The organism is Streptomyces sp. NPDC005302, assembly GCF_040607345.1.
GTDB lineage: Bacteria > Actinomycetota > Actinomycetes > Streptomycetales > Streptomycetaceae > Streptomyces.
Genome location: NZ_JBEXGN010000031.1, coordinates 43,574 through 56,279, shown reverse-complemented (window position 1 = coordinate 56,279; position 12,706 = coordinate 43,574). Strand labels below are relative to the sequence as shown.

13 protein-coding genes and 1 tRNA gene are annotated in these 12,706 nt (G+C 71.4%); 11 read left to right on the top strand and 3 right to left on the bottom strand.

What is annotated here, in order from left to right:
* Position 1 precedes the first annotated feature (1 nt).
* From ABZT74_RS31895 to ABZT74_RS31855, 9 genes are all read left to right on the top strand, one after another.
* Positions 2–562 (top strand): SRPBCC family protein, encoded by a 561-nt coding sequence (locus ABZT74_RS31895; protein WP_356164444.1) that lies wholly within the window; start codon positions 2–4, stop codon positions 560–562.
* Entirely contained in the window at positions 562–1,056 is a 495-nt protein-coding gene (locus ABZT74_RS31890; RefSeq protein ID WP_355871126.1) for a hypothetical protein, read from the top strand. Before ABZT74_RS31895 ends, ABZT74_RS31890 begins: the two co-directional genes overlap by 1 nt.
* Complete coding sequence (locus tag ABZT74_RS31885) at positions 1,053–1,691, top strand: flavin reductase family protein (protein ID WP_356164442.1); 639 nt, start codon at positions 1,053–1,055, stop codon at positions 1,689–1,691. The genes ABZT74_RS31890 and ABZT74_RS31885 overlap by 4 nt, the downstream gene beginning before the upstream one ends.
* 2 nt (positions 1,692–1,693) lie before the next feature.
* On the top strand, positions 1,694–2,677 hold the full coding sequence (locus ABZT74_RS31880; protein WP_356440650.1) for a VlmB-like protein: 984 nt from the start codon (positions 1,694–1,696) through the stop codon (positions 2,675–2,677).
* Complete coding sequence (locus ABZT74_RS31875; protein WP_356440648.1) at positions 2,674–3,729, top strand: acyl-CoA desaturase; 1,056 nt, start codon at positions 2,674–2,676, stop codon at positions 3,727–3,729. The genes ABZT74_RS31880 and ABZT74_RS31875 overlap by 4 nt, the downstream gene beginning before the upstream one ends.
* Positions 3,726–4,748 (top strand): beta-ketoacyl-ACP synthase III, encoded by a 1,023-nt coding sequence (locus ABZT74_RS31870; protein ID WP_356440646.1) that lies wholly within the window; start codon positions 3,726–3,728, stop codon positions 4,746–4,748. Before ABZT74_RS31875 ends, ABZT74_RS31870 begins: the two co-directional genes overlap by 4 nt.
* 74 nt (positions 4,749–4,822) lie before the next feature.
* Entirely contained in the window at positions 4,823–5,062 is a 240-nt protein-coding gene (locus ABZT74_RS31865; protein WP_081220508.1) for a phosphopantetheine-binding protein, read from the top strand.
* A complete protein-coding gene (locus ABZT74_RS31860) occupies positions 5,062–6,297 on the top strand; it encodes a beta-ketoacyl-[acyl-carrier-protein] synthase family protein (protein WP_356440643.1) in 1,236 nt (411 codons plus the stop codon). Before ABZT74_RS31865 ends, ABZT74_RS31860 begins: the two co-directional genes overlap by 1 nt.
* 22 nt (positions 6,298–6,319) lie before the next feature.
* A complete protein-coding gene (locus tag ABZT74_RS31855) occupies positions 6,320–6,802 on the top strand; it encodes an SRPBCC family protein (protein ID WP_356164433.1) in 483 nt (160 codons plus the stop codon).
* A gap of 77 nt (positions 6,803–6,879) precedes the next feature.
* On the opposite strand, the gene ABZT74_RS31850 is transcribed toward ABZT74_RS31855, so the two are convergent.
* The 3 genes from ABZT74_RS31850 to ABZT74_RS31840 all read right to left on the bottom strand — a co-directional run bounded on the left by ABZT74_RS31850 (position 6,880) and on the right by ABZT74_RS31840 (position 11,539).
* Positions 6,880–7,578, bottom strand: a complete 699-nt coding sequence (locus ABZT74_RS31850; protein ID WP_356440640.1) for a GDSL-type esterase/lipase family protein — start codon at positions 7,576–7,578, stop codon at positions 6,880–6,882.
* A gap of 203 nt (positions 7,579–7,781) precedes the next feature.
* A complete protein-coding gene (locus tag ABZT74_RS31845; RefSeq protein ID WP_356440638.1) occupies positions 7,782–9,944 on the bottom strand; it encodes an MmgE/PrpD family protein in 2,163 nt (720 codons plus the stop codon).
* Entirely contained in the window at positions 9,944–11,539 is a 1,596-nt protein-coding gene (locus ABZT74_RS31840; protein ID WP_356440635.1) for a DHA2 family efflux MFS transporter permease subunit, read from the bottom strand. Before ABZT74_RS31840 ends, ABZT74_RS31845 begins: the two co-directional genes overlap by 1 nt.
* Before the next feature lie 199 nt (positions 11,540–11,738).
* On the opposite strand from ABZT74_RS31840, the gene ABZT74_RS31835 reads away from it, so the two are divergent.
* Entirely contained in the window at positions 11,739–12,374 is a 636-nt protein-coding gene (locus ABZT74_RS31835; protein ID WP_356440633.1) for a TetR/AcrR family transcriptional regulator, read from the top strand.
* A 193-nt stretch (positions 12,375–12,567) separates the two neighbouring features.
* Positions 12,568–12,654 (top strand) — tRNA-Cys (locus tag ABZT74_RS31830).
* Positions 12,655–12,706: the final 52 nt, after the last annotated feature.

Below are 12,706 nucleotides of genomic sequence, written 5' to 3'. Positions count from 1 at the left end.
CATGCGCAGCGCACAGGTCACGATCCGCGCGGTCGCCGTCGCGCCCGGCGATGCGTTCGACCGCGTGAAGGACTTCGCGAGCTATCCCGAACTCTCCCCCGTCGTACGGTCCGTGACGGTGACCCGGGCGACCCCCGGGCCGTCGGGCGGGGCCGGCGAGGAACACAGCGACTGGGAGGTGTACTTCCGCAACGGCATCCTGCGCTGGAGCGAGACCGACACCATCGACCGCGCCGGCCTGACCATCGCCTTCACCCAGACCGACGGGGACTTCGCCGAGTTCACCGGCACCTGGCGGGTCCGCGCCGACGGCGAGGACAGCCTGATCGACTTCTTCACCGAGTTCGACTTCGGGATCCCGAGTCTCGCGGGCATCCTCGACCCGGTCGCGGAACGGGTGTTCCGCGAGACGATCGGTCTGGTCGTCACCAGCCTGTTCGCCAAGGCCGAGGTCGTGGGCGACGAGGCACTCGTGCGGGCCGTCGAACTGGCCCGCGAGCGCGCCGCGGAACTCCGCACCGGGGACGACGCCCCCACCGCGGTCACAGCGGGGGCCGTCTGATGGATGCCAAGAACACCTTCGACACCCCCGTCACCTACCGGCTGATCCGCGTCGAGTACGCGGTGGGTCTCGCCGTCGCGGCCGGCTTCTTCCTCGCGCACCTCACCGAGGTGCGGTGGCTGCCGGCCGTGGCCCTCTTCCTCTACATCGACCTCATCGGCTACATCCCGGGCGCGATCGCCTACCACCGCAGCGAGGACAAGGCGATCTCCAAGGCCTACTACGTCCTCTACAACACGATGCACAGCCTGGCCACGCAGACCATCGTCGCGCTCGCCTGGATCTGGCTCGCCGGCCCGGAGTGGGCGTTGCTCGTGCTGCCCATCCATCTCTTCGGCGACCGGGCCCTGTTCGGCAACTTCCTCAAGCCCTTCGGCCTGGACTTCGAACCCGTGGCCAACCCGGCGTTCCAGCGCTTCCGGTCCGAGTTCGCGGCCTCCGAAGCGGACGGCACCCGCCTGATCGAACAGCTCGACGCGAGGCCGACGCCATGACCTCCCCGAGCACGACATCGGCGAGCGCGGCTTCTCCGAGTACGCACACCGGTGCCGCCCGCTGGCCGGCCGGGAGTCGCACCGCCTCCGTCCGCGCCACCACCCGGAAGTTCGCCACCGGCGTGACCGTCCTGACGTGCAGTCGCGACGAGGGCACCCACGGGGTCACCGTCAGCACCCTGACGCTCGCCTCGATGAAGCCGCCGATGGTCTCGGTCGCGCTGCGCCGGGACAGCCAGGGACTCGCCGCCCTGCTGGCGGCCGGCACGTTCGCCGTCAACGTCCTGGGCAGTCAACAGGACCCACTGGCACGGCACTTCGCCCGCTCCGACCGGGGCGAGGGGCTCACACGGCCCGGCCGTGGCGTCTGGGCGGGGCACACCGCGGACGGGGTACCGCTGATCGGCGGGGCCGTCGGCTGGCTGCAGTGCCGGGTGACACGCACCGTGCCGGCCGGCGACCACGAGCTGGTCCTCGGTCTGGTGACCGACGCCCGGCTCGGCACCGCGGAGGTCCCGCTGCTCAACTTCGCCGGAGCCCTGCACCGCCTTCCGGCCCCCTCCGCCCCGGCTTCCGGAGCCCTCGCCCCTTCCGTACCGGCCGCCGCCCCGCCCGACGACACGACCCGGAGCTGACCATGACCGACACCACCACGGGGACGGCCCCCGATCCCGCCATTCCGTCGGAAGCCGACTGGGACCACGCGCCGTCGCTGGTCGACGGCGCCAACTCCCTCGAACTGACCGCCGCCGAGTGCGACCTGCGGTACTGGCTGCGTGCGGTGCCCCAGGGCACCCTGCGCGGCAAGGTCCTCGGCCACGACGAGAACGTACGGCCGCACGAGGTGACCCGGCGTCCCGGGCCGCTGAACGAGGCGCTCACCCAGGAGCTCGCGTTCCGTTCCATCGCCGAGGACAAGGCGACGCGCGCGCTCGGCTACATGGTGGCCCTCGCGCCCGACACGGCGACGATGGAGTTCTACACGACCCAGCTGATGGACGAGGCCCGGCACTCGATGGTGTTCCGCAGCCATCTGCTGAGCCTCGGTGTCGCCGAGCACGATCTCTTCGCCACCATCGACAGGCTCGCCGCCGCCGACCGCGACGCCGTGCTCGTGCCGCTGGAGAACCTCGGCCTCGAAGTCCTGCGCGATCAGGAGGACTTCATCGGCGGAGTGGTCGTCCTGACGATCCTCGTCGAGGGCGTCCTCGCGCCGGCCGCGCAGCTCTCCGAGCTCAAGTGGCGCGTCTTCGACCCGGCCGCCGCCGATGTCGAGCGCGGCGCGGGCATCGACGAGATCCGCCACCTCACGGTGGGCAGCTCGGTCGCCCGTGAGCACCTGCTCGCGCACCCCGAGGACAAGGAACGCATCCTCGAACTCATCACCCGTGGCCGCAAGTTGTGGGAGAACCTGCCCGCCGCGGAGATGACCCTGCGCCGCGAGACGCTCTTCCAGAAGGGCCTTGACGCGCACCGCGACCTCGCGGGGGACTACGAGATCTGGCCGGGTCGCCGCCTCGTCGACACCACCGTCGAGGAACGCGTGGGGACGGCCCACGAGTGGTCCGAGTCGATGCAGCGGAAGCGGCTCGTCTACATGGGCCTGGAGGAGGCGATATGACCACCGTCAACGAAAGGGGAGTACGGGACGCCGAGGGCTCCGGCACCCTGGAGGAGATCACCCGGCTCGTCAAGGACGCCGGACTGATGGACACCCGCCCCAGCTGGTACGTCTACAAGATCGCGTTCAACTTCCTTCTCCTGGCGGCCGGCTGGACGGCCTTCGCGCTGCTCGGCGACACCTGGTGGCAGCTGGCCGTGGCCGTGTTCCTCGGCCTGATGTTCGGCCAGACCGACCTGGTCGGCCATGACGCGGGCCACCGGCAGATCGTCCGGACCCGCAAGGCCAGCAACATCATCGGCTATGTGCACGGCAACCTGTTCACCGGCGTCAGCTTCGGCTGGTGGGTCAAGCACCACACGGCCCACCACAACTTTCCCAACCACCTCTCGATGGACCCCGACATCCTGCGCCGGCAGGTCATCTTCGAGGCCGGGGACCGGGTCAAGCGCACCACACCGCTCCAGCGCTTCGTGGTCCGCCATCAGTCCTGGATGTTCTTCGTCCTGATCACGCTGGAAGGCCTGCGCCTGCACATGTCGGGCTATGTGGCCGCGAGCAGGGGTGCCCTCACCAAGTACAAGAAGTCCGAACTCACGGTCATCACGCTGCACCTGGTGCTCTACGTCGCCGCGCTGTTCTACGTTCTGCCGCCCGGCAAGGCGATCGCGTTCCTCGCGCTCCACCAGGCCGTGTTCGGCTTCTACATGGGCCTGATGTTCGCGCCGAACCACAAGGGCATGCCGGTCCGCGACGGGGAGAAGGAGGACCTGGACTGGCTCACCCGGCAGGTGGTCACCTCCCGCAACCTCAAGCCCAGCCGGTTCAGCGACTTCTTCTACGGCGGCCTCAACTACCAGATCGAACACCACCTGTTCCCGTCGATGCCCCGCACCAACCTGCGCAAGGCACAGCCCATCGTCAAGGAGTTCTGCCTGCGCAGCGGGCTGCCGTACGTGGAGGTGTCGATCCTCGAGTCCTACGCCGAGGTGGCCGACTATCTCGACGAGGTCAGCGACGAGGTGGCGCGGCTGGAGAGCGGGGTCTCATGAACGCCACGGGCGCCGGCCGCGCGGCGGTCGTGTGCGGACTCGGCACCTGTGTCCCTCCGTACGCGCTGACCAACGAGGAACTGTCGAAGCTCGTCGACACCTCCGACGCGTGGATCCGCAGCCGCACCGGCATCGGCCAGCGACACATCGCCGACGCCTCGACCGCGACGAGCGACCTCGCGGTCGAGGCGGGCGGCCGGGCCCTGAAGTCGGCTTCCGCGACCGGGAGTTCAGCGGTCGACGCGGTCATCGTCGCGACGACCACCCCGGACCACCCCTGCCCCGCGACCGCCCCTCTGGTGGCCACGCGACTGGGGCTCGGCACCGTGCCGGCGTTCGACCTGGCGGCGGTGTGCACCGGCTTCCTCTACGGACTTGCCGCCGGGGCGGGGCTGATCGCCGCCGGCACCGCCGAACGCGTCCTCGTGATCGGCGCCGAGACCTTCTCGCGCATCCTCGACCCCGAGGACCGCTCCAGCCGCGCCATCTTCGGCGACGGTGCCGGAGCGGTGGTCCTGCGCGCCGGGGAGCCGGACGAGCCGGGCGCGCTCGGCCCCTTCGACCTGGGGAGCGACGGAAGCGGCAGCGACCTGATCACCGTACGGACCGGCGGATCGCGTGACCCGTACCCGACGGCAGGGGACGCGGCGGACCCGTACTTCCGGATGAACGGCAAGGCGGTCTTCCGCAACGCCGTCGAGCGGATGACCGAGTCCTCGCGCCGCGTGCTGGACCGTACGGGCTGGACCGGAGGGCTGCCGGATCTCGTGGTGGCGCATCAGGCCAACCTGCGGATCCTGTACGCCGTCGCCGACCGGATCGGCGTCGACCGCGCGGACTGCTTCGTCAACATCGACCGTGTCGGCAACACCGCCGCCGCGTCCATCCCGCTCGCCCTCGGCGACGCGGACCGCTCCGGGGCCCTGAGCGCGGGCCGACGCGTCCTGCTGACCGCCTTCGGCGGCGGCCTGACCTGGGGCGCCTGCACGTTGACCTGGCCGGACATCCGGCCGGCCTGACCCGCCGTGACCGACCACCGGCGATCAGTCGCACACCTACCGCACACCCATCACGACCAACAGGAGATGCAGTCATGAGCGACGTCTACAACCGTATGGTCAAGCTGCTGCAGGCCGGCTTCGGTCTGGAAGCCGATGAGATCAGCCCCGAACAGACCTTCAACGACCTGGAACTCGACTCGCTGGCCATGGTGGAACTGTCGCTGGCCGCCCAGGAGGAGTTCGGGGTCCCGGTGAACGACGAGGACATCAGCTCGCGGGACACCATCTCCCGCGCCGCGGAGGTCATAGAGGCGAAGGGCGTGGCCGTCTGATGGCGGGCACCTCCCGCTTCGACGCCGCCGTCACCGGGGTCGGGATGGTGAGCTGCGCGGGGATCGGGGTCCCGGCGTCCTGGAAGCGCATCCGCGAGGGCGAGGGCACGGCCGCCGGCCCGGTCCCCGCACTCGAGGGAACACCCGCCGACTTCGGCTGCGCCGTGCCCGACTTCGACCCGGCCAAGGCCGTCGGCAGGCGCAAGGCCTGGCGCCTGGACCGCTGCAACCAGTTCGCGATCGCCGCGGCCGCCGAGGCCATCGCGGACGCCGGCCTCGACCCGTCCACCTGGGACGGCACCCGGGTCGGCGTCGTCCTCGGGAACGGCATCGGTGGCGCCGCCGCCTGGGAGAAGCAGCACAACGTCCTGCGCGACGAGGGCCCCCTCAAGGTCTCGCCCCTGCTCATCCCGATGCTGTCCATCAACATGTCCGCCGGTTACGTGGCGATGGAATGCGGGGCGCGCGGCCCCAACTTCGTGACCGCCACCGCCTGCGCCTCCGGGACCACCGCCATCGGCATGGCACGCGAACTGCTCCGCAGCGGCCTGTGCGACATCGTCGTGACCGGCGGCACCGAGGCTCCCCTCGTACCGTCGATCGTCTCCGGATTCAGCCAGATGGGCGCCCTGTCCAAACGCCGCGACGACCGGTCGACCGCCTCCCGGCCCTTCGACGCCGATCGTGACGGCTTCGTTCCGGCCGAGGGCGCCGCCGTCCTCGTACTCGAACGCGCCGAGCACGCGCGGGCCCGCGGCGCCCGGATACGGGCCATGGTCAGCGGCTACGGAGCCTCGGCCGACGCCCACCACGCCACGGCCCCCGACCCGCGGGGCGCCGGTGCCGAACTCGCCGTCCGCAGCGCCCTGTCGGACGCGGGAGTCGACGGCTCGGACGTCACGCACGTCAACGCGCACGGCACCTCCACGCCGCTCAACGACGTTTCCGAGGCACGCATGATCCGCCGGGTCGTCGGACAGCACCCGGCGGTAACCTCCATCAAGGGGGTGGTGGGTCACGCGCTCGGCGCCGCGGGGGCGATCGAGGCCGTGGCCACGGTGCTCACGATCGAGAACGGCTTCGTCCCGCCCACCGCGAACCTGGAGAGCCTCGATCCGGAGGTCGACCTGGACGTGGTGGCCAAGGCGGGCCGCGAGCTGCCGGTCGAGGTCGCGGTGAGCAACTCCTTCGGGTTCGGCGGCCAGAACGCCGTACTCGTGTTCAGCAGGGCCTGACAGCGAACGGGAGCCGTGGGACGTGTCCGAGGAACGCAGATGGCAGGTCGAGGAGAGCGTGCTGGTGCACGCCACCCCGGAGCGGGCCTACCGCGCGATCAGCGACGTACGGAGGATGGCCACGTTCTCCCCCGAGTGTGTCGGGGTCCGGGTGCGCGGCCGTGGCCCGGTCGTCGCGGGCACCAGGTTCACCGGCTTCAACCGCAAGGGCCTCTGGCTCTGGTTCACCGACTGCCGTGTCGTGCGGGCCGAGGAGGGCCGTGACTTCGCCTTCCGCGTCACCAGTTTCGGCCTGCCGATCGCGCTCTGGGGCTACCGGTTCACGCCCGAGGAGGACGGCACCCGGGTCACCGAGTACTGGGAGGACCTGCGCACGGGGCGCAGGGGCCGGCCGGCCGAACTGCTCGGATTCTTCACGGGCACCAAGCCCGCGGTACGGCACCGGGCAAACACCGCGGGGATGCGGGCGACCCTGGGGCGGCTGAAGGCCGCGCTGGAGCAGTAGGGGAGCAGGGAGCGAAGGGGAAGGGGCGCCGCGGTTCCCCGCCGGTCACCTCCGGCGGGAACCGCGGCGCCCCTTCCTCATGGCGCGAGCAGACGTCCCAGCGTCCGCACCACGGCGGACGCCGCCACCGCGTGCCCCCGGCTGCTCAGCCGCCCCGGACGCGCGCCCCACAGATCGGCCAAGGATGTGCCCTCGTGCGCGGCGAGGTCGACGTGCACACATCCGTGGCGCAGCACCACCGCTTCGATGCGTTCGACGAGCAGGCGCTGCCGGGCCCGGAGGCCGGCGTGCTCGGCGGCGGGCACCTCGCCGGCCTTCGTCAGGTCGAACGGGCTGACCACCAGCACCACTTGGCAGTTCCCGCCGCGCAACGCGGCCAGGATCCTGCTCAACTCGAACTCCATGGCGTCCGGATCGAAGGAGCGCGCCCTCAACTCCGGTCCGCCGCAGGCGAGCAGCGCGAGATCACCGTTGAAGTCGAGGGCGTCCCCGAGCTGGGTCGACCGTACGTGGGAGAGCGGAAGCTCCCGCCGTCCCCGTGGATGCAGACAGGCGAACCGCGGATGCGCGTCGCGCAGCGCGTCGGTCACGCGGTCGGTCCACGGCGCGCGCGCCCAGCCCGGTACGACGGTCATCCCGGCCGAGTCGGTGGTGCTGTCGCCGAGCACCACCGCCCGCCGCCAGCCGGCGCCGGCGAGCAGTTCGGCGCCCTCACCCGGACCCAGGCACCGCGGATCCGCGTGCTCGCCGGCAGGAGCCGCGTCGGCGTCGCCCACGCCCCTGCGCGGCGCTCCGCCCGGCGCCCGGACGCCACTCCGCCCTTCGATCCGGTCCTCCCCCCGTGCCTCGCCCTGCACCCGGTCTCTTCCCTGTCCTGGCCCCGCCATCGGACATCCCCCCTGGGTCGACGGCCCACGCTCTCCCCCTGAGCGGGGCGGGCCGCGGTGATACCTGCGCGGGCGCCGGACGCGCCCTCTTCTCACGACTCCTGTGGCGCCCGCGCCATGCGCCGGAGCCGGCCCGTGTGCGCGGGGATGTGGTCCTCGGCGCGCAGGCGCACGATCTCGCCCCACGGCACGGCCCCGCTGAACAGTTCCTCGCCCTTGTCGCCGACGAGCCGCACGATGACCGGCGTCGCCCGCTGATTCTCTGGCGTCTGGGCGAGTAGGCCGATGAACTCGGCGGCGTTGCGGCGGACGAGTTCGACCAGGACGTCGCGATCGACCGAGGATGTCAGTTCCTCGACGGCCTTCGGGTCCATGGCGGGCCCGTTGTCGAGTCCGGCGGGGTCTCCCGCCAGCACCTGTCGGGCGGTCGAGGCCAACAGCCGGTCGCTCAGGGCGATATGGGCGAGGGTCCAGTCGGCGTCGCGCTCGTCGGGCCGCGGCGCGGACGCCTGGTGGCCGAGGGGCGCGGCGGTGGCGGCGGCGATCAGGCCCGCGTAGGCCTCCTCCAGAACGGCGGTCTCCATTGCTGAGTCCTTTCGAAAGTCCCGGACGTCGTGGGTGACATCGCCGGTGACATGGGTGTCTGTGGGCGGGCCCGGGACGGGGTCGTCGTCGGGCCCGGCGAGTGCCAGTTCCACCAGCCGCGCGACCTCATCGGGACTCAGGTGTTCGAGCCGGCCGACCAGGTCGGCGGCCTCCGGATCGCCGCCGCACGCGAGGAACTTGGCGCGCGCGAGCGCCGCGTGGTCGGTGCCGTCTGCGCCGCTCGCGGCACCCACCGCGCCGCGCCGCTCGACGCTCAGCTCGCGGCCGTCGCGCAGCCGGACGGTGACACGGGCACCGAGGTTCTTGGTGGCCCACCGGAAATCGGTCTCCGGTTCCAGCCAGGCGGGCGGCAGGGCCTCGGCGGCCCGGGCGTCGATGGCCCGTACCCAGGCCTCGGCCCGCTCACCCGCGCGGCGCAGCGCCTGGCCGAGCGGGGCGGTGGCCAGCAGCGCGTGCCGGCTGAACGCCGGGTCGTGCCGGGTGTGTACGCGGTCGGCGAGTTCCCAGCGGTCGGGGCGGTCCACCGCCGGGTGCGCGAGGTCGGAGGGGAGGAGGGAGCCGGTGAGCAGCGCGGTGGCGACGTTGTAGGGGAGGGAGAAGTTCAGGGCGGCCACGCTGGAGTCGGGGCCGATCGGGTGCTGCCGGGCGATCCGGTCGAGCCCGGCGGTGAAGATCGAGCCCTCCACGACGACCTCGGTGATGTCCCGATGGTCAACTCCGCCCAGGGCGCTGTGCAGTTCGACCGCGCAGTCGACGGCGGCACTGGTGTAGGCGCTGCCCGGGTGGATCTTGTACGAGAAGGTCTCCGTGTGCCAGAGGCTGCCGAGTCCGGCCAGTGCCTCTTCGGGGAGCGGTATGTCCGCGAACCGGTGCAGGAACCCTTGTGGGTGTTCGAGTACGTCCTCGGGCCCGGTGAGCCCGAAGCGGGCCCCGTCGCAGGCGCTCAGTCCGATCTGCACCGGCACGGCGGCCACCAGCAGCTTCGCGTCCGTACTGAAGAACCCGCGCGACAGGCTCCACGTCGGCACCGAGAACGCCATGCCCAGGGCGTGGGCCCAGGTGTCGGCGGAGGCGTTCTCCGCGCGCAGCCGCCCGGCGACGGCCCCCGCGAGATGGGTGTGCCCGGCGGTCTGGCCGCGGAACGGCCCGAGGGTCGCGGCGGCGGTGATGCGGGCGGCGGTCTCGTTGGCCGCGAGTACCGAGGTCAACAGCTGTCGCCCGTCGAGGCGGAGCGGACTCGCGTAGATCAGCGGGACGTTGACCGTGGAGTGCGACAAGTGGCCCGCGTAGGCGGTGTCGTCGAAGTCCAGGCAGACGGTCGCCATGGAGAGCGAGTGCACGGCATGCTTCGGGTCGCGCTGGAGCGGGCTGCCGTACGCCTGGCTGATGCGCCTGCCGAGCGGGTGCCCGTACCCGGCGCGGGCGGCCCCGAGTTGGCTGAGGATCTGGCTCTTGAGGTGCGCGACGACCCGGTCGGGTGCGTCGCCGAGGTCGAGTCGACTGCCCCAGATGGCGAGTCGGCGGATGATGCTGTCACCGCCGGGCGACCGGGACTCCGGCCGGACTCGGGCGTCCTTCGCCGGGCCCGGCCCGTGGGGCGGGGCGCCTGAAGCGTCCCGCCCCACGGGAGTCGTACCGGATCCGGGCATCAGGAGCGCTGTCCGGCGGGCTCGACCGGGAGGCCGTCCTGCCCGCGGTCGTCCACCGCGGCGGACCCGGCCCGGACGGCCGGCTGCCTGCCCTTGAGGAAGATCAGCGCGAACAGCCCGCCGACCAGGGCGCCGGCCCCGGCGATCTCCATGGCGATGTGCATGCCTTCCACGTAGACGGGGCTGACCGCCTCCATCACCGTGCCCCGGATCTGAGGCGGGAGGGCGGCGACACGGGACAGGTCGCCGTCGCCGAGCAGGTCGACGGCCTTGGCCTGCGCCTGGGCGGGCACGTCGGTCTTGGCCAGCGCGTCGGGCATCCCGTCCCGCAGGTGTCGCAGGAGCAGGGCGCCGGCGAGAGCGACACCGAAGACGGTGCCGACCTGGCGGAAGGTGTTGGAGACGCCGGAGGCGGTACCGGCCTGCTCCGGCGGTACGGACCCGAGGAGCGCGACGGTGGCGGGCGCGCCGGTGAACGAGACGCCCACGCCGAGGAGGGCCAGCGACCACCAGTAGCTGCCGAATCCGGAACCGACCTCCAGGAGCGTGAGCCCGAGGAGACCGCCCGCCGACAGCGCGGAACCGATGGCGATCGGCAGCCGCGGCCCGACTTTCGCGGCCACGATGCTGGCGGCGAACGAGGCGATCATGATCGGCACCGTCAGCGCGAGGAACCGTACCCCGGTCTCGATGGAGCTGAGCTGGTTGATGCTCTGCAGATAGAGCGTGAGCAGGAAGATCGCCGCGAACAGGCCGAACAGGCTGAGGAAGTTGACGATGCCCGCGACGACCACGATCGGGCTGCGGAAGAAGCTCATCGGCAGCATGGGGTCGGGGTGCCGCAGCTCCCACAGCACGAAGAGCAGCAGCGTCACGACCGACCCGGCGAACGACCCGAGGATGATCCCGGACGTCCAGCCCTCGCTGTTGCCCTCGATCAGCCCGTACGCCAGCGACGCGATCGTCGTGATGAACAGCAGCTGTCCGACGAGGTCGAGCTGCCGCTTCCGGGGGGAGCGGTTCTCGGTGAGCAGTTTGGCGAGGACGACGGTGGCGATGACCCCGACCGGCGCGTTGACCCAGAAGATGCACTGCCAGCCGTAGTGGTCGACGAGCACTCCGCCGAGCACGGGACCGGTCGACAGCGCGATGCCGCCGACGCCGGCCCAGATGCCGATCGCCTTGGCGCGGTCGGCGGGGGCGGTGTACGCGGCGGAGACCAGCGCGAGCGAGACCGGGATCATGATGGAGCCGCAGACCCCCTGGAGCGTGCGGCCGACGAGCAGCACCCCGATCGAGTCGGACAGCGCGCAGACCACGGAGCTGAGGGTGAAGCCGATCAGGCCCGCGAGGAAGATCTTCTTGCGGCCGAGGATGTCGCCCAGGGTGCCGGACGTCAGCAGCAGACACGCGAAGGTCAACGTGTACGCGTCGATGATCCACTGGAGCTGGGTGATGTCCGTGGACAGGTCTTCCTGGATGTCGGGCAGCGCCACGTTCACGATCGTGGCGTCGAGATAGACCATGAACACGCCGAAGCAGAGGAAGGCGAGCAAAAGCCCCTTCCGCTGGCCCGGGGCAGTGGTGTCGCTCATCGCGGTTCCCTCGTATCAAGGTTTGGGGGACGGGTCTCGAGGACGGTGCGGGGCTGGTCCCGGCTGTGCGGCAGGACTCTTCGAGGCTAATGACCGACGGTCAGTCAGTCAACTGGCCGACGGTCAGTCAGTGCGGGAAGGTAGATTGGAGGCGATCCTCGCGGACCTGGCGGAGGACCCCCTGACAGGAGGCGAGCCCATGGCGACGGCAGCAGAGGCCCACCCCGGGAAGCCCGCGCGCCGCAAGCGGCGGACCATGAGCCCCGACGACCGCCGCTCGGCGCTCATCAGGGGCGCCTCCGAGGTCTTCCAGGAAAAGGGCTTCGCGGCCGCCACGGTCGCCGAGCTGGCCGAGGCGGGAGAGGTGGCCAAGGGCACCTTCTACCTCTACTTCGACTCCAAGGACCACCTGCTCGGAGCGATGTGGGAGGAGTACGTCGACGGCTTCCTGCGCGACACTCGCGCGATGCTCGACGAGGGCGGCGCCTGGTGGCCGAGCCTGGACCGTCTGATCCGCACCATGGTCGAGCACGCCGTCCACAACGCCGACCTGCACCGCATCGTCTACCGCTCCGCGAACGCCAAGGCCCTGGAGCTCTGCCACGCCTCCAACCAGCGCGTGGTGGACCTGATGTGCGACTTCGTCGCCCGCGGCTCGCTGGTCGGAGCCTTCCGTGCCCGCGACACCGGCCTCGCCTGCCGCCTGGTCTTCCACGCGGCGGACGGCCTCCTCGACGACCTGATCAGCCGCGACGAACCCATCGACCTCGAAGAGGTCACCGCGTCCATCCTGGAACTGGCCCACCGCGGCCTCGGTGACCCGGACCTCGACTGAACCGGGAGACCGTCCGGAACGGAACGGAGCGCGTCCCGCCGGGGCGCGCTCCCGCGCGTTGTCCACCACGTCGCCGATCCAAGGGCGCCGTTCTGCGAGCGGCCTGAGGCGCCCGTCTCAGGTGAATGTCAGGCGGATGCGGAAATGTCTGCGGTGCACCGGGGAGCGGACGAGAGCCCGCCGACCGGAGCGAGGAGAGGTACCCGAAGCGGCCCAACGGGGTACCGAGGCAACTTGGTTCGGGTTTCGGCCCGCGCAGGTTCGAATCCTGCCCTCTCCGCAGCGTGTTCCCGAGCGGCGCCGCCGGACTCCGGCGGCGCCGCCGTGCTGTC

Excerpts from the sequence above, each read along its gene's own strand:
- ABZT74_RS31890 (WP_355871126.1), top strand. The coding sequence starts at position 562 with ATGGATGCCAAGAACACCTTCGACACCCCCGTCACCTACCGGCTGATC.
- ABZT74_RS31835 (WP_356440633.1), top strand. The coding sequence starts at position 11,739 with ATGGCGACGGCAGCAGAGGCCCACCCCGGGAAGCCCGCGCGCCGCAAG.
- ABZT74_RS31875 (WP_356440648.1), top strand. The coding sequence starts at position 2,674 with ATGACCACCGTCAACGAAAGGGGAGTACGGGACGCCGAGGGCTCCGGC.
- ABZT74_RS31895 (WP_356164444.1), top strand. The coding sequence starts at position 2 with ATGCGCAGCGCACAGGTCACGATCCGCGCGGTCGCCGTCGCGCCCGGC.
- ABZT74_RS31840 (WP_356440635.1), bottom strand. The coding sequence starts at position 11,539 with ATGAGCGACACCACTGCCCCGGGCCAGCGGAAGGGGCTTTTGCTCGCC.
- ABZT74_RS31885 (WP_356164442.1), top strand. The coding sequence starts at position 1,053 with ATGACCTCCCCGAGCACGACATCGGCGAGCGCGGCTTCTCCGAGTACG.
- ABZT74_RS31870 (WP_356440646.1), top strand. The coding sequence starts at position 3,726 with ATGAACGCCACGGGCGCCGGCCGCGCGGCGGTCGTGTGCGGACTCGGC.
- ABZT74_RS31860 (WP_356440643.1), top strand. The coding sequence starts at position 5,062 with ATGGCGGGCACCTCCCGCTTCGACGCCGCCGTCACCGGGGTCGGGATG.
- ABZT74_RS31865 (WP_081220508.1), top strand. The coding sequence starts at position 4,823 with ATGAGCGACGTCTACAACCGTATGGTCAAGCTGCTGCAGGCCGGCTTC.
- ABZT74_RS31845 (WP_356440638.1), bottom strand. The coding sequence starts at position 9,944 with ATGCCCGGATCCGGTACGACTCCCGTGGGGCGGGACGCTTCAGGCGCC.
- ABZT74_RS31880 (WP_356440650.1), top strand. The coding sequence starts at position 1,694 with ATGACCGACACCACCACGGGGACGGCCCCCGATCCCGCCATTCCGTCG.